Genomic DNA, 23,088 nt, shown 5'->3' with positions numbered 1-23,088 from the left:
AAACTGACCAGAATGGCGACTGTTAAGGCAACGATAAAGAGCAACCATGAATAAAAAGCACTACGATGTACTGGTAGTTGGTGGAGGAATGGTCGGTGCGGCATTGGCAGCGGCATTGGGTTTACATGGTATTACAGTAGCGATTTTCGACCAGAAAATGCCTGAACCGTTTTTGGCAGAGGCTTTACCTGATATTCGTGTGTCGGCACTGAGTCAGGCTTCAGAAGCTTTGCTGAAAAAGGTTGGAGCCTGGTCGCGTATGCAATCCATGCGCATGTGTCCCTATCGAAAAATGGCGGTCTGGGAAAAACTTGAGCATTCTTTTAGCCAGCACTTTAATCAAACCCTCTTTGACGCAGCCGACGCTCACTTTAAGCAGCTGGGCTTTATTGTTGAAAACCGGGTTACTCAGCTGGGTTTGCTGGAAGCCTTAAAAGACAATCGCAGTGTAGACCTGTTTTGTCCGGTGACGATTGAGCACATGAATCTCTCCGGACAGCAGCCCGAACTGGTTTTGCAGGATGGACGAGCCTTTACTGGTGAGCTGTTGGTCGGGGCCGATGGCGCTCAGTCCCGGGTCCGTGAGCAGGCAGGTATTCGTCTTGAAACATCTGAATATGCGCAGCGGTGCTTTGTCGCCACGGTTGAAATTGCTGGTGGGCAGCAGGATATTACCTGGCAGGCCTTCACTCCCACTGGTCCCGAGGCTTTTTTGCCTCTGCCTGATATCAATGGCAGAAGCTATGCCTCTGTCGTCTGGTACCACCAGCCGGAGCAGGTTCGGCGTTTAATGTCGCTGGCGAACCAGCATCGCATTGACGTGCTTATTAATGAAATAGTGACCACTTTTCCCAGTGAGCTGCCAGAAATAAAAGCGCTGCATGAATGCAGCTATTTTCCTTTAGCCAGAAGGCATGCAATGAATTACTACACACAGGGTGTGGTTCTGGTGGGCGATGCTGCCCATACCATAAATCCTCTGGCAGGCCAGGGTGTGAACCTTGGTTTTCAGGACGTTGCCTGGCTGGCTCAACACCTGTTGGATGCGAAAAAACAACAGCGTCACCTGGGCTCTGCCGATGTTCTGGCGGGGTATGAAAAGGCCAGACGTAAAGACAATCAGTTAATGATGTCGACCATGGATGCTTTCTATCACACGTTCAGCAATGACAGTCTGCCTTTGAAGCTGGCCCGCAATGCGATGTTAGCCATTGCCGGGAAAAACAGGCTGGCGGTTACGCAGGTGATGAAGTACGCGATGGGGGTTTCCGGTAAAAAGCCGGAATGGTTGTCGTACTGATTGTAAAATTAATTTGCAGAGTTTGCGTTAATCCCTGATGCCTCTAAAGCCACAGGGGCGTTACGATTCGTAGGATTATTTTTTCTGGTGGGGAGTCAGGTTATGCGGATCGTGCTATCAGCCTTGTTAAAACTGGCTGCAATTGCTTCGTTAGGTTTCTGGTGGATGTGGCTATTTTTGGGAACGGCCTACTATTACCTGATTCAACATGACTCTCTATGGTCTTCCATGCAGTCCGGTGCTGGCATGACGCTGGTGGTTTTTGTGCTCGGCATGCTCAGCGTTCAGATCTCGGAAGTGCTGGCTCCCATGGAAGAATATACTGACTGACTTCCAGTCAGGCAAAAAGGCAGCGGCTTCAAGCCTCTGGATGCCCTGCCGAAACCTGCCAGCTTGTGGAAGCAGAAGAAAAGAATTTCCCTGCTTCCACCTCCTGTCGTATATCCCGGCTTACAGGGTATATTGTTGTGCTGCTTTCCTTAATCCGATAATTAGATCGTTTCAGAAACAGTGTCTAAAATATATTCGTTCTGAATCTCAGGCCAAAACAGAAAGAACTTATATAAATAGGTTTGTATTGGTCGTTTAATTGATGGTTTTTTGGTCAAATGATCGAATAATTTTTTTATTTTGGAATTATTTTATGACGATGCATATCAGAATAGATAGCCAAAAAAAGATATTGTCAATAAAAACAAGATTAACGAATGCAGCCAGATTGATAAAAAAACGACAATGTGTTTTTATATTGTGTACATTTCCTCTCTACGTCTGTGGACAAAATAATTCAACGTATAACTATTCACTCTCTATAAGCCCCGAAACAACAGTAGCAGGAGGGATTATTGATACGACTAAAGCAGGTGAAACTCAGGTAAAGATAAGTTCATTAATCAAGCCATCTTCCTCCTTCTCAGCTACTACTGTCGTACAATCCTCAACACCCAGCCTGCACTTCGATAGCTCGTTGAAAAAAGTATTTTTTAAAACAGATGGCGGTAACTATACCTTTGCCACCTCTTTTTCAGAGGTAAGTGGCTCTGTTACGGTGTCTGTTACTCCTGAGGGTTCAGCCTATCCAACAGGACGTTTTACGATAACGCCCGATCCGTCACTGTCCTCTTTTTCAGTTGAGGACATAGCCAGCCAGACGACAAGGTTGGTGAGTTTTTCAACTGCAATAAAGCCCTCTGCAGTAAAGCAGCTGCCAGATAAAACAAACGCTATTAATATTACGGAGTTAGTCAGACAATTACAGGACGATAAAGACGGGCTGCAGGCCGAGAAGAAAAGGCTGGACGAAAGGAGTGCCAAGCTAGATATCAAAAGCGATAAATTGGATAAGCTGTCAGATAAACTGGACAAGAGAGACATAGAACTGCATGAAAGAGAGACGATAATAAAAATTTTTGGCGCAGCCGAAGCCGTTATTTTTGTTGGGATACTTGTGACGCTTGCCATCAAGTATAAGTTGTTTTCCAGGATCCGCAAAGGCTGTGGATTCGGTTCTCACGATCCGGAAGTAGCGGATACTAATATAGAACTTATGGAAAAAGCCCCGTAATGCGTAAAAATCGTGGTTTATAAATCATTACTTTTCTTATGTAAGGCTTATGTCGTTTGATATAAAAACGACATAAGCAGTTTTATTGTTTGCTTTTCTTTTTTCTTTGCATAGCCGGCGATACAATCAAGCCATTTACTGTGTTTGAGGCTTCTGAGTATTTTTGTCAATGGCTTGTTTCTCTAAAACCACTTTGCTGGCTGCCCTCTGTGCCATTTCATTTCAGGCTATTTCCACACCTTCTGCACCGAAGAGTTTCTCACAGGCCAAGCGTGAAGCTGAAAAAATCTACCAAACCCATATGACCAGCTTTTACTGTGGCTGCGAGTTCAGGCGCGAAGGTAAAAAGCTGGTTCCCGACCTTGAATCCTGTGGTTATGAAATACGCAAGCAAGAGGTTCGTGCTAACCGAATAGAGTGGGAGCATGTGGTACCCGCCTGGGAATTTGGCCATCAACTGCAATGCTGGCAGGATGGCGGTCGCAGAAACTGTGGCAAGAATGAAAAATTTCGCAGGATGGAGGCCGACCTGCACAACCTGACCCCGGCTGTGGGTGAAGTGAATGGTGATCGTTCCAACTACCGGTTCGGCTTTCTTCTCGACACGCCGGAAATGTACGGACAGTGTGACTTCAAAGTGAACTTCAAAGAACGCAAGGCGCAACCACCCATCGCCAAGCGGGGCAAAATCGCACGAATCTATCTGTATATGGAAGACCGTTACCCGTTCAGGCTTAGTGATGGTCAGCGCAAGCTTTACGAAGCCTGGGACAAAATGTACCCGCCGACTGAGTGGGAGATTCAGCGCAACGACAAGATTTCGCGAGTTCAGGGTTGGGAGAATCCTTACGTTTCAGCCCATGCCGGATAGCCGGAGTTTTAGCATTCTCGCAGTATGCCCCTGACTTTCAGAGAGTGTCGCAAAAGGTGAAATAGTACGAATTGACATCCTCCCCCACCTGGGGAGGGTTTTGCGACAGCCTCTAGTTCGCAGGGGGTATTACGCAGTTTTTTGATAAAAATTAGTATAATCAGTCTTTACTGCTATGCTGCTCAGATTGATTAAATAGCAATGAAAGAAAAGCGTAATGAGTTTTTTAATAAAAAAATATATGGCATTGTGTATTTTACTATTTTTGTCATTATTTTTGATAGCAAATACAGCTTTAGCTATTCACAAAGAACACATTGAGATATTAAAAAATCTAAGTGTCAAAGACTATGAAAAAATAATGAATGCGATAAATAATTCTGGTGCCACTGAAGGTGATGTTCGAAAATTAATTATAGCTGTATTTAGTAATTTTGATAAGACTATATACCTCAAGAAAGGTGCTAAATACTTCAAGGAAGGTGCTGGACCCGGTTACAAACTAAGTTTAAGCAATGAAATCAAAATTGAACATAGAAGCAGAATTGACAAAAAAATAAAAGAGTTTACAAAAGAACATAAAGAAATAAAAGATAAAAAGTTTTATTATGAAGTAGTTGCTTTAATTGAAGCTTTAATCTCAATGGAAACAGAAGAGGATATTTTAGATTTTCTTTCATTACCAGACTATGGGATAACTGATAAAAAAAAACAAGAATCTGAAGAAGAGTTTGAAGGAGAGTTTGAAGGAGAGTTTGAAGGAGAAGCTGAGCGTCAGGAGGGGGTGATAGCTTTCTTAAAATATGCGTTAATAGGAATCATTAAAAATCACCAAAGCAGGCCAGCTAACAAAAATAACGTGAAAATGAATATGGCTTATGGCCAAAAAGATAAAAATCTGAATCTACAGTTATCAAACGATAGTATTGAGCTTAAAAAAAATCTCAGAAAAATAAAAGACCCGCTCATAAAGCCACTTATTAAAGCCAGAGATATTTATCACAGTATTGAGTTATTAAGACAAAGGCTGGATGATCTATATCCCGGAAAATTTAAGATACATATTGATGACTCAAATATGTTTTTAGTCCGTGTTGCTTTTGTTGCACCATTTGGTTGGTGGAGCGGAGCTTTTTATGAAATAGAGTTTACTTTTGATAATATTGATTCCGTTGGACCCAGACTGAAAGTTATTCACGCACCAAGGGTCACACATCGGTATGGGGACGGTCTTTGTCTTGCACAATTGTCACCGTATTCAGCTCAAGAATTTTTTTGGTACAAGAACCTTAATGGTCAATATAACTCCAGACATTTCACTACAGCTGAACAAATACTGAATGTGATACATGCTCTAATTAATGATGTTGATATTTTAGAGCCCGAAGGACAATTGGGAGAGTATGCTCAGCATATTCAGGAAATTAAAGGATCAGCCTTACCCAAGGCTAATTTTAAAAAAGCAAAAGAAAAGCTCATAAATGAAATTTTAAATAACAATCAATTGGCTGCTGATTCAAAGGGTATTTATGGTATTCAGTTCAACACTGACCACAAAAGTGTAAAGGATGAATTTGAAAAAAATGTTCATGCTAAATTTGGCAAAGAACATCCTTATTATACAGCTAGTGATATTGTTGAAATAAAGTACATTGTGTTAGAAGAAGGTGTTGTTAAAAAAAAGGAACAATATTCTGATGAGAATACAGCTATATTTATACCTTTAAGAATGCAAAGAACAGCAGAGATTATAGAGTTTCAGCCAGATGATGTATCTACAAAATATGACTTAGAAAATATAGTGCGTATTAAATCAAAACACTTCAAATTTGATAAAGCAAAATTTATAATTTATTCAAGAGGAAAAGAAATATACAGCAATAAATTTTTGAAAAAAGAATTGCAAAATCTAATTGATGATAATAAAGAAAAATATAAAAATATTAAATCGGGTAAAGATGAAAGAAGGAGTAAGTTGACTAGAGTTGCAGTTATTTTAAAAAAATCTGATCATAAAAATAATAAATTTGAATTGCACTTAAAGCCAAATAAAGCACAAGCCATAAAAAGTAACATGGTTAGGCAATTTGATGTTGAAATTCCGACAGAAACACAAAAAAGAACAGAGCGTTATTATGGAGGGCATAAATTTAATATAAATGACAATGTCTGGATTGGTGATATGAATGAAAAAATGACTTTAGCTCAAAAGTTGTTATCTAAAGAGGTACTTTGGGATTTGTCATTGAATTACTTTCATATTAGGAAGGATGCTAAGGCATGGGTAATGTATAAAGGTAACGATATCATCATAAAATCACTTCTGATGATAATTGCTGATTCTATAGAAAATTTTGGATATGAAAATTGGAAGCCATCACAGACTTTTATTGAACTTATGCTTTCAAGAATAGATATGGCTGCTAGCATTGCACATGACAAAATTGAAATTTCCAATAAAAATCATTCATTATTAAAGTTGGCAACAGAAGGATTTATTCCTAAAGAAAAACTTTCAGATTATGCATATATACTGACTGCTATATTACCCGCCTGGAGGCTAATGATACCTGCAGGTAAAGAGGTGATGAAAAAAATAAAAGAAAGAATATTATTAAATATGCTTATGGAGTTTTTAGTAAGGGTAATCGTATATGATTTGAATGATGACAGTTCCTCTCTTGCCGATAAAATTAAAAATGAACCTTATAAAATTGATTTACATTATCTTGAGTCAATCAATAAAAAAGGCTTTGTTTTAGCTGTTTATTCATTATTACTGTTTGATTTTGTTGCCGAAAGAGAGACAGATCAACCGATAACGGAACATGAGGTTGAGAACCTGCAGAAAATAATTAAGAGCTTTCAGGATATTATTAGCAACGAAAGCGATGACAACGTTAAGTTGATCGAAGTGCTTGCAGGGTTGATGCAGAATTATGGTAATTACGATAAAAAGGATTTTGAGGAAAAAATCCTCAGGTTAGTGTTAGCTGAAGCTTCTAAACGTATTTCTGATAGTGATTTGCGCCAGCATTTGGTTGACTATTTGAATAGTAACTATGCAAAAAATAAAGCCATTTTTGATGAAGGAGAAACTCAGCAGCTAATAGCCCATATAGAATCGGTTCCACCTGTCAATGAAATTAATGTGCCAACAAAAGAAGGCTATGCTCATAAATGTTGGCTGTGCCACAAAAAAGTTATTAGTAGTAAAATTATTACAGGTAGTAGAAGATCGAAAGATAAATATAAAGCCGCTGAAAATAAAAGACCAAGAAAGATTAAGCCAAGACACAGGGAGTGCGCACAAGCCAGAAAGCAATGTCAAAAAATGTATCATGAAATAGAAGAACGCAAACCCAAAAAAAGATCAGAAACGGGCTATTTTCCATCCTATAATATTCCGCAAGGATATAGACTTGAAAGAATTCCTGACGATGGAAATTGTATGTATACAGCTATTGCAAGGGCTATGGAAAGGCATACGGGACAGCCTGTAAGCCAACAGGATATAAGAAATATTATCCATGATAACCTGCAAACTGTTTTCAATATTATTCAGGTGGAGAGTAATAGTGATTACAGAGTATTCTTATTGCAACAACTTGCAACTCTTATTAACTTTGATGTCAATACTATAGAAACGATTATCAATGACCGTACTCTTACCCAGCCAGCTATTCCTGGTTCTGCCGGATATTTTGAGCAACAGTTTGGAAATGTTGCGTTAATTGCATTGCTGGCATTAACTCATCACATTCCGTTCAGAGTTATGAGTAATAACAGTAGTACTGACTCATCTTTACCTTATGGTATTACCCAATGGATTGAGCATGCCCCAAACTTACTTAATACAGTAATAAATGCTAATGGATTTGATATAGCGCATTTGGGTGATAATTTTAGAAATTTATATCAAGAAGGTAATTCTGAGGCTATTAATGCATACTTAAGTAACATTAGGGATGCAGAGCCTGACAGCTACCTTATCCATTATCCAGCCTCAGAAAGAACTTACGCCCATTTTGATCTGGCTTTGAGAAATCATCGGCAGGCACAACCTATGCCACAAGAATCGGAATATGAAATAGAACCGTATGAAGATTATGCCCCTGAAGCATCAGGAGAAGAATCAGACTACTCAGATTACTATGATGCAGCTGACGAATTTCCACAGGTACCGGTACTGGAGCCAATAGAGCTTGACTTTCATCCACAACTTCTTCCTGAAACCGAGGTTTATTCAATATTCTATTGAAAAAATAGGGTACAGGCTTTCCCTGATTATCCACAGGCGTTTTTAACGGCACTGGTTGCAAACAAGAGGAAATGCTGCTGAATATCCAGTTATGGCGGAGGCAAGCGTAAGTCCGGCACAGTACCGTTTGCTGACTGAGAAGTCAGAAGCCCCAACTTCAGTTGGGGTAGCAGTCACGTGTGGTAATATAACTCGATTCATTAACGCTTCCGGGTTTTATCAGAATGGAACAAACCGTTATTGGCGACGACGGAATAGAACGCCAGTCATTGCGTGCCTATACAGAAAGTGCCTACCTGAATTATTCCATGTACGTCATTCTGGACCGGGCCCTGCCTCATATTGGCGACGGGCTTAAGCCGGTTCAGCGGCGTATTGTCTATGCGATGAGTGAACTGGGGCTGAAAAACACGGCCAAGTTCAAAAAGTCTGCCCGTACTGTGGGTGATGTACTGGGTAAGTTTCATCCCCATGGCGACAGTGCCTGTTACGAAGCCATGGTGCTGATGGCGCAGCCGTTTTCCTATCGTTATACGCTGGTGGACGGTCAGGGCAACTGGGGTTCGCCTGACGATCCTAAATCGTTTGCGGCGATGCGTTACACCGAGTCCCGCCTGACAAAGTACTCGGATGTTCTGCTGGGTGAGCTGGGACAGGGTACAGTCGACTGGGTGCCCAACTTTGATGGCACACTGGAAGAGCCTTCCATTCTGCCTGCCCGCCTGCCCAACCTGCTGCTGAACGGCACCACAGGTATTGCGGTTGGCATGGCTACTGATGTTCCTCCTCACAACCTGAGTGAAGTCGCTGATGCCTGTGTGCATCTGCTGGAAAATCCTAAGGCAACCATTACCGAGCTGGTTGAACATATTCAGGGGCCGGACTACCCGACAGACGCTGAAATCATCACGCCCCGTGAAGACATTCTCAAAATGTACGAACAGGGTCGTGGGTCTATCCGGATGCGCGCGGTGTATCAGAAGGAGTCCGGCGATATCATTATTACCGCCCTGCCCCATCAGTGTTCAGGTGCCAGGGTGCTGGAGCAGATTGCAGCCCAGATGCAGGCGAAAAAGCTGCCAATGGTGGCTGACCTGCGCGATGAGTCTGACCATGAAAACCCTACCCGCCTGGTGATTGTTCCCAAGTCCGGGCGCATTGATGCGGAAGGTCTGATGAATCACCTGTTCGCCACCACTGATCTGGAAAAGACCTACCGGGTCAATATGAATATGATTGGTGTGAACGGTCGCCCCCAGGTTAAATCCCTGGACCGTATGCTGACCGAATGGCTGTCGTGGCGGACTGATACGGTACGTCGTCGTTTACAGTACCGCCTTGATAAGGTGCTGGCACGTCTGCACATCCTGGAAGGCTTGCTGGTGGCGTTCCTGAATATCGATGAAGTGATCGATATTATCCGTAGTGAAGACAAACCCAAAGAAGCCCTGATGGCAAAATTTGGGCTGTCTGAGTTGCAGGCTGATGCCATTCTTGAGATCAAACTGCGTCAGCTGGCGAAGCTGGAAGAGATGAAAATCCGTGCCGAGCAGGAAGAACTGGATAATGAACGTAAGCAGCTGGAGCTGATATTAAGCTCCGAGCGTCGTTTGAAGACCCTGATCAAGAAAGAAATTATTGCGGATAAAGAGAAATATGGCGACGAACGTCGTTCACCCATTGAACAGCGCCAGGAAGCCAGGGCTTTGTCTGAGACCGACCTGATGAGTTCAGAGCCTGTTACCATCATTCTGTCGGAAAAAGGCTGGGTGCGCTGTGCCAAAGGGCATGAAGTCGATCCTTCCACCATGAACTATAAGTCAGGTGATAAATATCGACTGTCGGCACGGGGTAAGAGTAATCAGTCGTCTGTCTTTATCGATTCCACCGGGCGTGCCTATTCCATTCAAACCCATAGTCTGCCTTCTGCCCGAGGTCAGGGTGAACCGTTAACCGGGCGTGTTAACCCACCTTCCGGCGCAACCTTTGAAGGTTTATGCGTGGGAGATACCAGTGACTGTTACCTCATGGCTTCAGACGCCGGTTATGGCTTTGTGGTTCAGCATGGGGATATGGTCAGCAAGAATAAAGCCGGTAAGGCACTTCTTACCCTGCCAAAGAATGCCAGAGTGATGTCGCCTGTACCCGTAAAGGGTGAAGAACAGTTGCTGGCAGCCATTACCAATGAAGGCCGGATGCTGGTGTTCCCATTATCCGAGTTGCCGAAACTTGGTCGGGGCAAGGGTAACAAGATTATCAGTATTGCTGCGGCGAGGGCGGCTGAGCGGGTTGAAATTCTGGTCGCCCTGGCAGTCTTTGGTAAAGACGATTCGCTGGTGTTGCGCGCGGGTAAGCGTCATGTGACGTTAAAACCGAACGATATGGAACACTATCACGGTGAGCGTGGGCGTCGGGGTAATAAGTTGCCCAGAGGTTTCCAGAAAGTCGATAGCATTGAAGTGGCAGGTGACAGTGAATAGTCAATTAAAAAACTTATTCACTGCCCCGTTGACTAGGTTTTAATACCACAGCCTTTGATAACCAGGTTGCACAGATGATCGGTTGCAGCCTGGATATCAGTTTCGCCGAGTTCTTTCTTGCCCAGGACAGAGGCTACCTGAGGGTTGTAGTCCACGTAATATTGCGTGGTGGCCCAGATGGTAAACAGCAGGTGCAACGGGTCAACCGGATCCATTTTTCCTTGCTCAATCCAGGCTTGAATCACTCTGGATTTGTCGTTGATCCAGTCTTTAAAATGTCTGAAGTGCTCTTTAAGGTGCTGACCTCCGTGAAGGATTTCACTGCTGAAAATACGGGAAGCGCTGGAGTGAGCCAGGCAGTATTGCATCTTGGCGTTAATATATTGTCGTAATGCTCTGGCTGGGTCATCCTCAGGGTTCAGACCACTGAAAACCGCTTCCCATAACTCCATGATGTGGGAGAGTACGGCACTGTACAGGTCCATTTTGCTGTTGAAGTAGTAGTGAACATTGGCTTTAGGAAGCCCGGCCCGGTTCGCAATGTCACGGATTGAAGCCCCCTTGAAGCCACTGAGCACAAATTCGTCTTCAGCGGCTTTGAGTATGACCTGAATATTTTTCTGGCGAACCTTGCTGGTCTTTATTCCTGTATGCCCAATGGTGGATGCAGAAGATTGCATGACAGGTACCATGTTGAAGTTGTGAGTTATGACTGTCGAGTACCAATATAGACAAGGGTTACATAATTGCCATTCAATAATGTCGGTTTTTAAACGTCTTATGACTTGTAAATGAAAAGTGGTAGTTGGTAAAAGTAATTAATCTTCAAAGAAGTAGAAACAAGAAATAAGTAATGTTAGTCGACTGTCGTTTTAAATTATGGTCTGGGCGCATAGTCAAAAACATCGGAGTACATGCTTTGTCGATTAAAGCCGGCTTTTTCAATAGCGTCAACCGTCGTGTAAACCATTCGTGGCGAACCACTCAGATAGATATGACCAGTGAGGAGCTGGTCTTTGTCAGCCAGAATGGCGTCATAGAGCAAACCATGACGTCCACACCAGTCTTCATCGGCATCACTGATCACCGGGTGATAATGAATGCCTCTGGCTGACCATTCCACAGGCAGGTACGGCAGATAGAAATCAGCAGGCGTACGAGCCCCCCAGTATAGATAGATTTCTCCGGAATATTTCAGGTTCAGGCAGTGTTCTACCATGCTTTTCATCTGGGAAAAGCCTGTACCGGCGGCGACAAACACCAGAGGTGTTTCTGGTAGCGGCTCGGGTAGAAAGCAGTTGCCTGAGGGCATACGAACATCAACACAACCATTGTGAAGCAGATCAAACAGCAGCGCTGAATTTGAGCTGTCTGGTAGCTTCTGTATATGCAGTTCAAGGGCTTCCTGCTGATTTAATGGCGCAGAAGCAATGGAAAAGGCACAGGGCTGTTTATTGGGCAGAACAATTTCCAGGTATTGCCCGGCCTGATAAGTCGGTACAAAGCCTGACCGGGGTTTCAGGATAATCCGGTAAATGTCAGAACCTGCCGGATGAATGTCGGCTACATCAAAAGCCTGTTCCGAAACGTTATTGTCCATCGTCATTATTCCTCTGGAAAAATACCCAGTTCCTGCCAGCGATCGTCGACCCTGTTTTTAATGTCATCGCTCATGGTGATGACCCTGCCCCACTCCCGATCTGTTTCGCCCTGCCATTTATTGGTGGCATCAAAACCCACTTTTGAACCTAAGCCAGCCACTGGGGAGGCAAAATCCAGATAGTCAATGGGTGTGTTTTCAATAAACACAGAGTCTCGTTTGGGATCCATTCTTGTGGTCATTGCCCATATTACGTCGTTCCAGTCCCGTGCATTGACGTCGTCGTCTGTCACAATCACGAACTTGGTATACATAAACTGTCTGAGAAATGACCATACTCCCAGCATAATACGCTTGGCGTGTCCCGGATACTCTTTACGCATGGTGACAACGGCCATGCGATAAGAGCAGCCTTCCGGTGGCAGGTAGAAATCCACAATTTCCGGAAATTGTTTTTTCAGAATCGGAACGAACACTTCATTCAGCGCTACCCCAAGTACAGCGGGTTCATCGGGTGGACGGCCTGTATAGGTGCTGTGGTAGATCGGGTCTTTGCGGTGGGTGATGCAGTCAACAGTGAACACCGGAAAGGATTCGACTTCGTTGTAATAGCCGGTATGGTCACCATAGGGGCCTTCTTCTGCCATTTCCCCCGGATGGATATGTCCTTCCAGAACAAACTCGGCGCTGGCAGGTACTTGCAACTCACTGGTTTTACATTTGACCAGCTCGGTGCGGGAGCCACGCAGCAGGCCTGCGAACGCATATTCTGACAGCGAATCCGGAACCGGTGTCACCGCGCCAAGAAGGGTGGCCGGGTCTGCGCCTAATGCAACGGCAACAGGGAAAGGTTTGTCCGGATGTTTCTGTTGCCAGTCCCGGTAATCAAGCGCACCGCCACGATGGGACAGCCAGCGCATAATCAGCTTGTTGGGTCCCAGTAGTTGCTGGCGGTAGATACCCAGGTTCTGGCGGTCTTTTTCAGGCCCTTTTGTGATAACCAGAGGCCAGGTGACAAGGGGGGCGGCGTCGCCGGGCCAACAGGTTTGTATGGGGAGCCGGGTTAAATCAACGTCGTCACCTTTCAGCACCACTTCCTGGCAGGGGGCATTGTTGACCACTCTGGGTCCCATATTTAAAACCTGCTTGAAAATCGGAAGCTTTCGCAAGGCATCTTTAAAGCCTTTGGGGGGATCGGGCTCTTTCAGATAAGCGAGTAACTGCCCGACTTCTTTCAGGGCGCTGACATGGTCCTGACCCATTCCCAGGGCTACTCGTCGCGGTGTGCCAAACAGGTTGGTTAACACGGGCGTATCAAAGCCTTTAGGGTTTTCAAACAGTAGCGCCGGTCCTTTTTTGCGCAGGGTTCGGTCGCTGATCTCGGTCATTTCCAGATAAGGGTCAACTTCAGCGCTTATTCGCTTCAGTTCGCCCTGCTGTTCCAGCAATTGGATAAAATCTCGAAGGTCCCTGTATTTCATGGATTCTACTGTCGGGAGGTTTTTGTTATGGGCTGGATTGCTATTAGAAAAATACCGGAGAGGCAGGGGGGTAAGAACATCAGTCCGTCACTCCCACTATTGTGGGAATGACGGACAGTCTTAGGGGCGCAGCATTCAATGTCTTACCGGGCTTTTGGCGGTTTGCTATTAGCTGCTCAGACAGCCAACCACCAAAAGCTAATAGCCAACAGCGGTATATTCTAACCTTCCGTTCCCCTTGCCCTGCCACTTCGATTACTTGCGCTTCATGGCCTGGAAGAATTCTTCATTGGTCTTGGTGTGCTTCATGCGATCCAGCAAGAATTCGACGGCTTGAATTTCGTCCATCGGGTGCAGGATTTTACGCAGAATCCACATACGCTGCAGTTCTTCCTCTGTGGTCAGCAGGTCTTCACGGCGGGTACCGGACTTATTGATACCGATAGCCGGGAACACACGCTTTTCAGCGATGCGACGGTCGAGGTTCAGTTCCATGTTACCGGTACCTTTGAATTCCTCGAAAATTACTTCGTCCATCTTGGAACCGGTATCCACCAGGGCGGTGGCTACGATGGTCAGGCTGCCGCCTTCTTCAATGTTACGGGCAGCACCAAAAAAGCGCTTTGGACGCTCCAGGGCATGGGCATCGACACCACCGGTCAGAACCTTGCCGGAAGATGGAATGACGGTGTTGTAAGCTCGTGCCAGACGGGTGATGGAGTCGAGCAGAATGACCACGTCTTTCTTGTGCTCAACCAGGCGCTTGGCCTTCTCCAGTACCATTTCAGCCACCTGAACGTGACGTGACGGTGGCTCGTCAAACGTGGACGCGACCACTTCACCACGAACGGAACGTGCCATCTCGGTCACTTCCTCCGGACGTTCGTCGATGAGCAGCACAATCAGGTGACATTCCGGGTTGTTACGGGTGATGTTGGCTGCAATGTTTTGCAGCATCAGGGTTTTACCGGCTTTTGGCGGGGATACGATCAGACCGCGCTGACCTTTACCGATTGGGGAGACCAGGTCAATAATCCGACCGGTCAGGTCTTCCGTCGAACCGTTACCCATTTGCATCTGCAGGCGATCTTGCGGGAACAGTGGTGTCAGGTTTTCAAACAGAATTTTATTGCGGGCATTTTCAGGCTGATCGAAATTAATTTCGTTAACTTTCAGCAGCGCGAAATAACGCTCGCCTTCTTTTGGCGGGCGAATTTTACCCGAGATGCTGTCGCCGGTTCTCAGGTTAAAACGGCGAATCTGGCTTGGGGATACGTAAATATCATCAGGGCCTGCCAGGTAGGAACTGTCGGCAGAACGCAGGAAGCCAAAGCCGTCCTGGAGAATTTCCAGAACGCCTTCGCCAAAGATGTCTTCCCCGCTGCGGGCATGGCGCTTGAGGATAGAGAATATTACGTCCTGCTTTCGTGAACGGGCGAGGTTGTCCAGGCCCATTTCATTGGCTTTTGCCAGAAGCTCAGGAACAGATTGTTTCTTCAGTTCGGTAAGATGCATAACAGTTTGAGAACGTTATATTGAAAGGTAGTGGCCGTCGTAGTTGCAGGAAAATCAGGTATTATTGAGATTATTATTTTAAGGATCGCTTAATGCCAATCCCTGCGAAAGCTGTTTACAGCCTTTCAGCTACAGCCCGATATTTAGGTCATGTACTTGAATTAAGTGAGTGTTGGCTCGAAAGAATTCAATAACAAGCCTGGCCGGAAATAATTCTATTGACTGTCATTGTACCAATTTATCAATCGTTGGCATCTGACGTGCGTCACTTCGACAGTCTATATCCTTTTCTGGAAAATAATCAAGAACTACTGTCTCGTCAACTTTAAATAGGTCTATTATTCTTTTTCTGCTCAGTGTGTTGCAGGGTCTGTATTGACGGTGCGAACACCAGACAGACCGCCGGATGAAAATACCCAAATAACATCCGGCCATTTCTGGCTTGACTATTCCCTGAGGGTAATCAGAGATTGCTGTCCAGAAATGCGGTCAGCTGGGATTTAGACAGCGCGCCGACTTTGGTCGCTTCAACGTTGCCGCCCTTGAACAGCATCAGAGTCGGGATACCACGCACACCGTATTTGGGTGGAGTGGCTTCGTTCTCGTCGATGTTCAGTTTGCAGATCTTCAGCTTGCCGTCGTAGTCCTGGGCAATTTCATCCAGAACAGGAGCAATCATTTTGCAGGGGCCGCACCACTCTGCCCAGTAGTCGACCAGTACCGGTTCGTCAGCCTTCAGTACGTCCTCTTCGAAGGAAGCGTCTGTCACATTGACAATATCGCTCATGGAATGGGTCTCCTAGCCATTTGCATTCAGTTTCGAAATCATAGCAAACCGTTTGCCTGAGAAACAATTGTTCAAATTTTAATTTGCGGTTTTGCACGGTTTTGCAGGATCAACAGTCAGGAAATAATGATCTGTTATGTGGGACAGGCTGCCTTCTGTTATGCTGAGTCCGGCTTTCAGGTAAAAACACCCGTGCAGTAAAGGATCATGAGAGAATTCGGTCAAAGTGAAACAGATGGCCAGCCATTGGTAGCGGCTATTGATCTGGGGTCTAACAGCTTCCACATGATTGTGGCCCGGGTCGATCAGGGAGAAATACGGCCTGTCGAGCGGTTGGGCGAGAAAGTTCAGCTGGCTGCCGGTCTGGAAAAAGATGGCAGTTTGTCTGAAGCGGCAATGGAGCGCGGACTCAATTGTCTGGCGCAGTTTGCCCAGTACATGAAGGGCAGGACGTTCCAGGCCATCAGAATTGTTGGCACCAATGCGCTGAGAAAAGCCAGGAACAGCGACGAATTTGTTCGACGCGCTGCAAACATTCTGCCTTATCCCATAGAAATCATTGCCGGGCGCGAAGAAGCGCGATTGATTTACCTGGGGGTTGCCCAGACCCAGGCGGATGATAATGATCGCAGGCTGGTAGTGGATATTGGCGGTGGCAGTACCGAGCTGATTGTTGGTGAGCGCTTTGAGCCCCGGCTGCTTGAGAGCTTGCACATGGGCTGCGTGACGTTCAATGACCGCTTTTTTTCCGGAGGTCATTTGTCGCCGGAACGTTTCCAGTCAGCTTATTATGCTGCCCGACTGGAGCTGTTGAATATAGAAAAAACCTATCGGGAACTTAGCTGGACAGACGCTGTGGGTTCTTCAGGGTCAGTTCGTACGGTCAGCAATATCCTGCAGGCGCAGGGCGAAGGGGATGTTATTACCCGTGAACGGCTGGATAAGCTGAAAAATGACCTGCTGGTCTTCAACCGCACAGACCGTATCCGCTTTCCCGGACTGAAACCTGAGCGGCAGACCATCTTTCCGGCGGGTCTGGCGATTCTGACCGCCTGCTTTGATGCCTTTGATATTGAGCAGATGCAGTATTCCGATGGTGCTCTGCGAGAAGGTGTGCTTTATGACATGCTGGGGCGGGACCGGCATGAAGATGTTCGTGGCCGGACGATTTCTGCCCTGATGAAGCGTTATCATGTGGACCAGGGTAATGCTGAGGCGGTTCGTCAACATGCGTTGTGCTGCTTCGATCAGGTGGCAGAGGAGTGGGGATTATGCCAGGGCGAAAGGGAGTTGCTGTCCTGGGCTGCCCTGGTGTGCGAAGCCGGGCTGGATATCTCTCATTCCCAGTATCATCGTCATGGTGCTTACCTGATCCATCACTCTGATTTGATGGGGTTCAGTAAGGAGCAACAGCGCAAGCTGGCTCTTCTGGTCAGAGGACACCGACGCACGATTCCCCGGACGTTGATTGAGAGTGATGATGAAGAAGGCAGACTGGTGAAGCTGACCATTCTGTTGCGAATCGCCATTGTTCTGAATCATATCAGGGGGACGGATAACGAATTTACCTACTCTCTGAAAGCGGGCGATAAAAAGCTGAATGTTTCTTTTCCTGACAAATGGCTGAAAGAACACCCGCTAACGGCAGCGGATTTTGAGCGGGAACGTATTGATCTGATTCGGGTTGGGTACTGGCTGGTGGTTGATTAATCGATATCCGTTGTCAGGAATTCGTGACCTCTGGCGTGACATCAAAATCGTGGTACTCCTGCCTGTCTCTGGTCAACATAATGACGGCACCGTCAATCAGGTTGGTGCAGGCGTCATGTACGTGAGCGCTGTCGTTCAGAAGAGAGCTGGCTGTATAGGCATCGACCTGGCCGGAACGGATCAGTTCATTAAGGGCTGTATTGGTTTGCTTGTCCTGCTCTCTTAACTCCTGTTTTAACTGGTCGGTATGTTCCCGGATATGGCTGTATCGACGTCTGACACCCAACAGGTCAACCAGTTTCAAAACCGATGCTATGCAGAGTCTGAGCTGGTTGTACTGCTCCCGAATCTGTTCATTTTCTGAATCGGTGTACTTGCCCATATTTTTATAAATATGCTTTACGTGCTTGATGGCCTGTACAAAATCTCTGCAGGCCACTTTCAGGGCAAACAATTCCTGAGCCTGTTGCTTTGGCAAACGACCTTCCAGCGCCCCGGAATACTGGATAATATCGGCATAAATGCCTTTGATATGGCGGATATACAGATCCTTGATGGTCCAGGGCTGTTCTTCTCTTTTCCAGTTCTTCACCAACTCCTGCAGGTTATCGGTTTCGCGCAGTTTTTCACCGGACAGATAGATGCTGTAACAGATGATTTCCAGTGTGTTCCGGTATAAGTGCGCGCACTCTCTGGTCATAGCTCGCATGGCTGTATCCGGATAACTGAGTGTGACCGGGTTCAGGTAAAGTGCTTTTTCCGGTTCAGTTTCATTGTGGCTGGCAAGGTTAAGGGGTTTTCCAGCGGACTGATCGAGGAATAGCGACTGTAACCATTTAATCATCAACCCCATAAATGGCAGCAGTGTCATGATACCCAGAATGTTGAACAGAGTGTGGAAAATGGCCAGTTTGAGCGTGTAGTTGTTGCTGGCCACACCATGATACTCAGCAATATGATCAACCAGGTTGATCAGGGGCTCAATCAGGATAATGGCCAGTAGCGCAGTGATCAGGTTGAAGGCCAGGTGGGCGACGGCCAGTCGTTTGCCTTCGGCATTGGCACTGATAGCCCCTAAAATAGCGGTAATGGTCGTACCTACGTTGGAACCAATAGAGACGGCCAGCGCGTTTTCATAAGAGAGCTGACCAATGGCCAGGGCTGAGAAGGTGAGTACCATTGTGGCATTGGTTGACTGCATGATGACGGTTGCCGCCATGCCGATCATGGTATAAACCAGCAACCCGGCAAACCCATCCATAGCGTATTCGGCGAGGTCTATGGTGCTCTTAAAGGCTTCGAAACCTTCTTTCATGTAATGAATGCCCAGAAACAGAAAGCCGATGCCAAGAAGAATAAAGCCAAAACCATTAAGGTTTTTTGCCCGTTGAGTTTTCAGCACCAGCCCGATGACCAGCATTGGCATGGCGTAGGCGGACAGCTTGACTTTCAGACCAAATACGGCGACCAGCCAGGCACCTGCCGTACTGCCCAGGTTGGCTCCGAAAACAATACCCACGCCGGCGGCCAGTCCGATCAGTCCGGCACTGAGAAATGAGATAACGATAACGGAAACCAGTGAGCTTGATTGCAGGATGGCGGTTGAAACAATACCAAAGCTGAGACTTTTCCATACGCTGTCAGTGGTTTTTTGCAGAATATTTTCCAGCAGCCCGCCAGTGAACACCTTGAAGCCCTGTTCAAGGTAAACCATGCCAAACAGAAATATCGCGACACCAGCCGCAATAATTTTGAACTCCGGGCTGACCCAGAACCCGTAAATCAACAGCACCAGGACTGATGGTAAGAAAAGTCGACTAAGCATCACGCCTCATCATTGGTAGCTACTTCCTAGGCTGATTTATCGGCGTTGCGGGGCAGGCTCTACAGTATTCTGTAACGAAATTTTATGTTGATGGGTTCAGTGTGAGGTGTCTTCAATCGGTCGTAAAAATGTCATTAAAGTGTCTACAGCTGCAACCGATAATAGAAGCTCGGTAATTTAAGTGGGGCAACGATGAGCGATGAATGGCAGTTTAAGAGTAAAAGACCGAAGCACATTTGAGGAAGGTCGCTTGTTCCAGAGCCTGAAAACAGGTTGGGTAAAAGTGTTGATGGACAATGGGGAAGTCAGGGAATATCGCCCGAAAGACCTTATTGCAACCATTACCTCTTCATTGCAGAAAAACATACAGGAAATACCTTTCAAAGAGGCTAAGCAAAATCGATCATGATTTTTTAGCTGACCTTCTCTGCTTCTTACTCCTTTCGCTTTGAAGCGCTCAATGCCTGAAAATAACGATAATTTTTGCCTTAAAAAAACTTCGAAATAAATAATGACAGCTATTATAGAAGCTGTTGTTATTATTATTGTGAGTAAGTGTTGAATGCGAGTAAGTGTTGAAAAGGTGCGCAAGTCAGTATCCAAAGCTGGTCGAAAGAGTGGTTTTAGTATCGTTGGATAGCCATGGCCATACGGCAAGATGGCGCAATCTGTGAACTGAGAGGGCTCTTTTCCACTTAAGGGTTGAAGGCTAAAATGTACCGAAAAAATCATATTCTCAGCATAAGTAGCGACTTTATTATGCTGATCTCATGCTTAAAATGCAGATTCTCGACTCTTTTTTAAGCCAAAATCAGGTTTTTATCGGAACGTTCATGCCATAAGTATACTTTCAACCTTTAAGTGGAAAAGAGCCAACTGAGAGTCTATTTCAGTAAATCAATGGTTAACTTGATATCATGGATATTCGCTTGAATTATGTGTAACCAGTCAACAGTTATCTGGCATTAGGGAGGTAGATGGTTTTGTTAAACGGCGTTGCAGCTCAGGCTTCTCAAAGGCTCGGCAAGCATTTAAGAATTTACCTTCTATCTGGATTGGCCGCTGAGGTAGAGTAATGAATATATTCGAAGAACTTCATCACAGATTAGGCAGCAAAACCAGAATTCGCTCTCTTTTCAAAGACGTGAATACTGAAGACTTGGAGCGAATCATTAATCGTATGAATGATGTGTTGCAGGAAAAATTCAATGAGAAGGAGGTCGAAGAGGCCAAACGCGAAGAGAAAAAACGCAGTATCGAAGAAATCAAGCAAGCCATGGCGGACCGGGGCCTGTCTATGTCTGACTTAAGCCTACTGGATGAAATGGGGAAAGAATCCAAGCGCAAACGCAATGTCAGCAAGCACAATTTTGAATACCAGACCATATCAGGAGACACCGTTCGCTGGTATGGCTCAACGACCGGCCGCCTGCCAAAAGACTTTCAGGATTACCTTGATCGAACGAGCAAGAAGCGAATCGACTGTATTGTCGATAGCGAGTGAATTCAGTACGTTCGACTGGCTGGAAAGAACACAGTGATATCCAGCACAGTCTTTTTTTATAGCTACTAATCTGAGCACGCCCTGTGTATAGATTTTCAAACAGGTGCAGGGTGTGTTTTAGGCCAATAAAACTCTCAACCACTGAACATTGATCTATTTTACGCGCAGACAGAATATCGAATGCAAAAAATAGTGGTGTATCTGATGCGAAAACGATCGATTCCTGCGTTAATACTGACAGTCCTCAGTGGCTATTGCGGGGCTGGCGACCCTGTGGGCAGTAATAGTCATCAACGGAATGAGCGATACAGCCCATGCACCTCTTTTTCCTATGATATCATCGAAGTGGTACCGACCGGAGCCGATCTGCTCACTCACCTGAGGTCAATCAGGGACTACATATCCCAAAAAACAACTCCATCAGGTGATGACTTTTCTGGTTCTGGTTCTGGTTCTGTTTTTTATTTTGATCCGGACATTAATAGAGCAACAGGTAGAGCAACAGAAAAAAATAATCGTTTTGAATCAATGCTAATTAAATTGAAACATCCCAATGCCATTATCCCCCTTAACAGTGATGATGAAGATTATATAAGTTTTGGATCAAGAGCTGATGAGGTTCAGACCTATTCAGGGATAAAACCGTCAGAGCCTGACAGACTGAAGACTGCCATGCTTCTTCTGAAACCCTCTGACACTCCCTATGTAATGAGTGGTTCAATTGATATTTCTGATTTTTCCCTGACAATCTGCAGTCTTGCTAAAAAATCACAGGATGGTCCGGGAGTAGAAAACGATAAACCCGTGACCATTAAACTGAATTCTTCTTTATCACCAGCCGGTTCTGACCGCTCTGATGTCAAACCCCGGAAAGCCTGGTTTTCTGTTACAGGAAAAGGTGAACTGTCCATTGCCGGTGTATTTTTGAACGCCTTTGAGTCAAAGGAAAATTTTCCAGTCATTTATGCGGATGGAAAAAGTCAGGTAAACATAGATCGGTCAGATATTCTTCGAACCACTTCTGAGCCAGAGAACATAGTGCATTCAAACAGGAGTTTAATTGTTGTACGGCGGGGAACGCAGGTTCCCGAAATTAGCATTACCCACTCACGGCTTTATTCCAATCTGCACAAAGGAAGCATTATCAAATCGATCCCAGTACCTCCGGGAGTGGACTGGACGAGAAAAGAACGTATCGTTATGAACGTATACAACTCTTATTTTTATGTTCCGGATGGGGAAAAGTATTTTGATGTGGGGCGGCTCACTGCTCTGACCAGAAAACACATTCGCTACTACCACTCAGCTACTCCAGACCACTATAAATACTTTGCGCAGACGAGTTCAAATAGCCCTTTAAAGCTGTTTAACAATCATGATGTTTACAGTGATATGGCGGCTAATAAACTAGCCGCCTCTTCAGATCCGTCAGGGCTGTCACCATTCCGGCAAAACAATAGCGCAGTCCAAACTGTTAAAGTCGGGTTGTTTCCTGTCATTCTGTCTTTTGTCTGGCTTGGAGTGGGTCAGTTTTGAAGGTTCACAATCAAGGAGCGCATCCACAACGCTAAATCACTGATTCCATCAAGGATCAAAAATAAGAGTGCCACATCCACCGGAGCGATGTGGTGCTCAAACTGGCAGGCAAGATGCCTGATTTCCTGACTGGTCTCTCTTACCTCATCAGTACAGAGTGTCAGTTGCTTTCGTAGCCTGTTCAGAGAACTCTTGTGCTTTTTTCTGTATCCGCTGGTACTTAATTGCTCCAGTTCGTTAATGCCTTGTCTGAGTTGATAGACCGTTTGTCCAAACTGACGAGCCATCGCATTAACAGGGACGATCAACTCTGGCGGCAGGTTAAGAGGTCGGTAGCCCAACCGTTCAGATAAACGACAAATTTCATGGGCGATGGCATTCTGTATCTGCAATGTGTTAATCACCACGTCTTTGGGCTGAGAGGTGATGGATGGCTGATGGAGTCGCTGTAGCGTTTCGTGCTCCAGCTTTTCCAGTTGGCCGGAAAAGGCCTTTATCCAGCCAGAAGATGGAGCGTTATGTGATTGACCGGAGTTCAGGCTGTGAACCTGCTGATTCAGATGTAACAGCGCGTCCAGTATCCGTTCGCGATGCTGGAGCAAAGGCTTAAAGGGTGAGCCGGAGAACAGTTTGGCAAAGGTTATAAGATTCATG

At 45.6% G+C, this 23,088-nt stretch carries 17 protein-coding genes; 10 read left to right on the top strand and 7 right to left on the bottom strand.

Annotated features, from left to right (window positions below; all coding sequences use genetic code 11):
- Nucleotides 1-46: 46 nt before the first annotated feature.
- The 6 genes from NX720_RS10380 (at nucleotide 47) to parC (ending at nucleotide 10,476) form a co-directional block, all read left to right on the top strand.
- On the top strand, nucleotides 47-1,300 hold the full coding sequence (locus NX720_RS10380; protein ID WP_262601038.1) for an FAD-dependent monooxygenase: 1,254 nt from the start codon (nucleotides 47-49) through the stop codon (nucleotides 1,298-1,300).
- Nucleotides 1,301-1,402: 102 nt separating this feature from the next.
- Nucleotides 1,403-1,630 (top strand): hypothetical protein, encoded by a 228-nt coding sequence (locus NX720_RS10375; RefSeq protein WP_262601037.1) that lies wholly within the window; start codon nucleotides 1,403-1,405, stop codon nucleotides 1,628-1,630.
- Between the two features lie 313 nt (nucleotides 1,631-1,943).
- Entirely contained in the window at nucleotides 1,944-2,864 is a 921-nt protein-coding gene (locus NX720_RS10370; RefSeq protein ID WP_262601036.1) for a siphovirus Gp157 family protein, read from the top strand.
- A 169-nt stretch (nucleotides 2,865-3,033) separates the two neighbouring features.
- Nucleotides 3,034-3,735 carry an endonuclease gene (locus tag NX720_RS10365; protein ID WP_262601035.1) on the top strand — a complete coding sequence of 234 codons (702 nt, stop codon included), beginning with the start codon at nucleotides 3,034-3,036 and terminating at the stop codon, nucleotides 3,733-3,735.
- Nucleotides 3,736-3,952: 217 nt separating this feature from the next.
- Nucleotides 3,953-7,996: an OTU domain-containing protein gene (locus tag NX720_RS10360; RefSeq protein WP_262601034.1), complete on the top strand. Its 4,044-nt coding sequence runs from the start codon at nucleotides 3,953-3,955 to the stop codon at nucleotides 7,994-7,996.
- A 224-nt stretch (nucleotides 7,997-8,220) separates the two neighbouring features.
- On the top strand, nucleotides 8,221-10,476 hold the full coding sequence (gene parC, locus NX720_RS10355) for a DNA topoisomerase IV subunit A (RefSeq protein ID WP_262601033.1): 2,256 nt from the start codon (nucleotides 8,221-8,223) through the stop codon (nucleotides 10,474-10,476).
- A 32-nt stretch (nucleotides 10,477-10,508) separates the two neighbouring features.
- Here the strand turns inward: parC and NX720_RS10350 are convergent, their stop codons facing one another.
- The 5 genes from NX720_RS10350 to trxA form a co-directional block, all read right to left on the bottom strand.
- The gene (locus NX720_RS10350; protein ID WP_262601032.1) at nucleotides 10,509-11,156 is read right to left on the bottom strand and encodes a TetR/AcrR family transcriptional regulator; all 648 of its coding nucleotides are present in this window, start codon (nucleotides 11,154-11,156) and stop codon (nucleotides 10,509-10,511) included.
- Between the two features lie 197 nt (nucleotides 11,157-11,353).
- A complete protein-coding gene (locus tag NX720_RS10345; protein ID WP_262601031.1) occupies nucleotides 11,354-12,076 on the bottom strand; it encodes an NAD(P)H-flavin reductase in 723 nt (240 codons plus the stop codon).
- 5 nt (nucleotides 12,077-12,081) lie between these two features.
- Nucleotides 12,082-13,557, bottom strand: a complete 1,476-nt coding sequence (ubiD, locus tag NX720_RS10340) for a 4-hydroxy-3-polyprenylbenzoate decarboxylase (protein WP_262601030.1) — start codon at nucleotides 13,555-13,557, stop codon at nucleotides 12,082-12,084.
- A 255-nt stretch (nucleotides 13,558-13,812) separates the two neighbouring features.
- Nucleotides 13,813-15,072 (bottom strand): transcription termination factor Rho, encoded by a 1,260-nt coding sequence (rho, locus tag NX720_RS10335; RefSeq protein WP_262601029.1) that lies wholly within the window; start codon nucleotides 15,070-15,072, stop codon nucleotides 13,813-13,815.
- Nucleotides 15,073-15,535: 463 nt separating this feature from the next.
- A complete protein-coding gene (gene trxA, locus NX720_RS10330; RefSeq protein ID WP_262601028.1) occupies nucleotides 15,536-15,859 on the bottom strand; it encodes a thioredoxin TrxA in 324 nt (107 codons plus the stop codon).
- A gap of 207 nt (nucleotides 15,860-16,066) precedes the next feature.
- On the opposite strand from trxA, the gene ppx reads away from it, so the two are divergent.
- Nucleotides 16,067-17,569, top strand: coding sequence for an exopolyphosphatase (gene ppx / locus NX720_RS10325; RefSeq protein ID WP_262601027.1), 1,503 nt, complete (start codon nucleotides 16,067-16,069; stop codon nucleotides 17,567-17,569).
- Between the two features lie 13 nt (nucleotides 17,570-17,582).
- On the opposite strand, the gene NX720_RS10320 is transcribed toward ppx, so the two are convergent.
- The gene (locus NX720_RS10320; RefSeq protein ID WP_262601026.1) at nucleotides 17,583-19,361 is read right to left on the bottom strand and encodes a Na/Pi cotransporter family protein; all 1,779 of its coding nucleotides are present in this window, start codon (nucleotides 19,359-19,361) and stop codon (nucleotides 17,583-17,585) included.
- Nucleotides 19,362-19,593: 232 nt separating this feature from the next.
- Between NX720_RS10320 and NX720_RS10315 the strand changes: the two genes are divergently transcribed.
- From NX720_RS10315 to NX720_RS10305, 3 genes are all read left to right on the top strand, one after another.
- Nucleotides 19,594-19,803, top strand: a complete 210-nt coding sequence (locus NX720_RS10315) for a hypothetical protein (RefSeq protein ID WP_262601025.1) — start codon at nucleotides 19,594-19,596, stop codon at nucleotides 19,801-19,803.
- 666 nt (nucleotides 19,804-20,469) lie between these two features.
- Entirely contained in the window at nucleotides 20,470-20,898 is a 429-nt protein-coding gene (locus NX720_RS10310) for an H-NS histone family protein (RefSeq protein ID WP_262601024.1), read from the top strand.
- A 180-nt stretch (nucleotides 20,899-21,078) separates the two neighbouring features.
- Nucleotides 21,079-22,434, top strand: coding sequence for a hypothetical protein (locus NX720_RS10305; RefSeq protein ID WP_262601023.1), 1,356 nt, complete (start codon nucleotides 21,079-21,081; stop codon nucleotides 22,432-22,434).
- Here NX720_RS10305 and NX720_RS10300 read toward each other — a convergent pair.
- Nucleotides 22,425-23,087 carry a DUF47 domain-containing protein gene (locus tag NX720_RS10300; protein WP_262601022.1) on the bottom strand — a complete coding sequence of 221 codons (663 nt, stop codon included), beginning with the start codon at nucleotides 23,085-23,087 and terminating at the stop codon, nucleotides 22,425-22,427. The genes NX720_RS10305 and NX720_RS10300 overlap by 10 nt on opposite strands.
- Nucleotide 23,088 lies beyond the last annotated feature (1 nt).

Source organism: Endozoicomonas euniceicola (genome assembly GCF_025562755.1).
GTDB lineage: Bacteria > Pseudomonadota > Gammaproteobacteria > Pseudomonadales > Endozoicomonadaceae > Endozoicomonas_A > Endozoicomonas_A euniceicola.
Note: the sequence above shows the minus strand (reverse complement) of the source record. Positions and strands in the feature narration are given on the sequence as shown.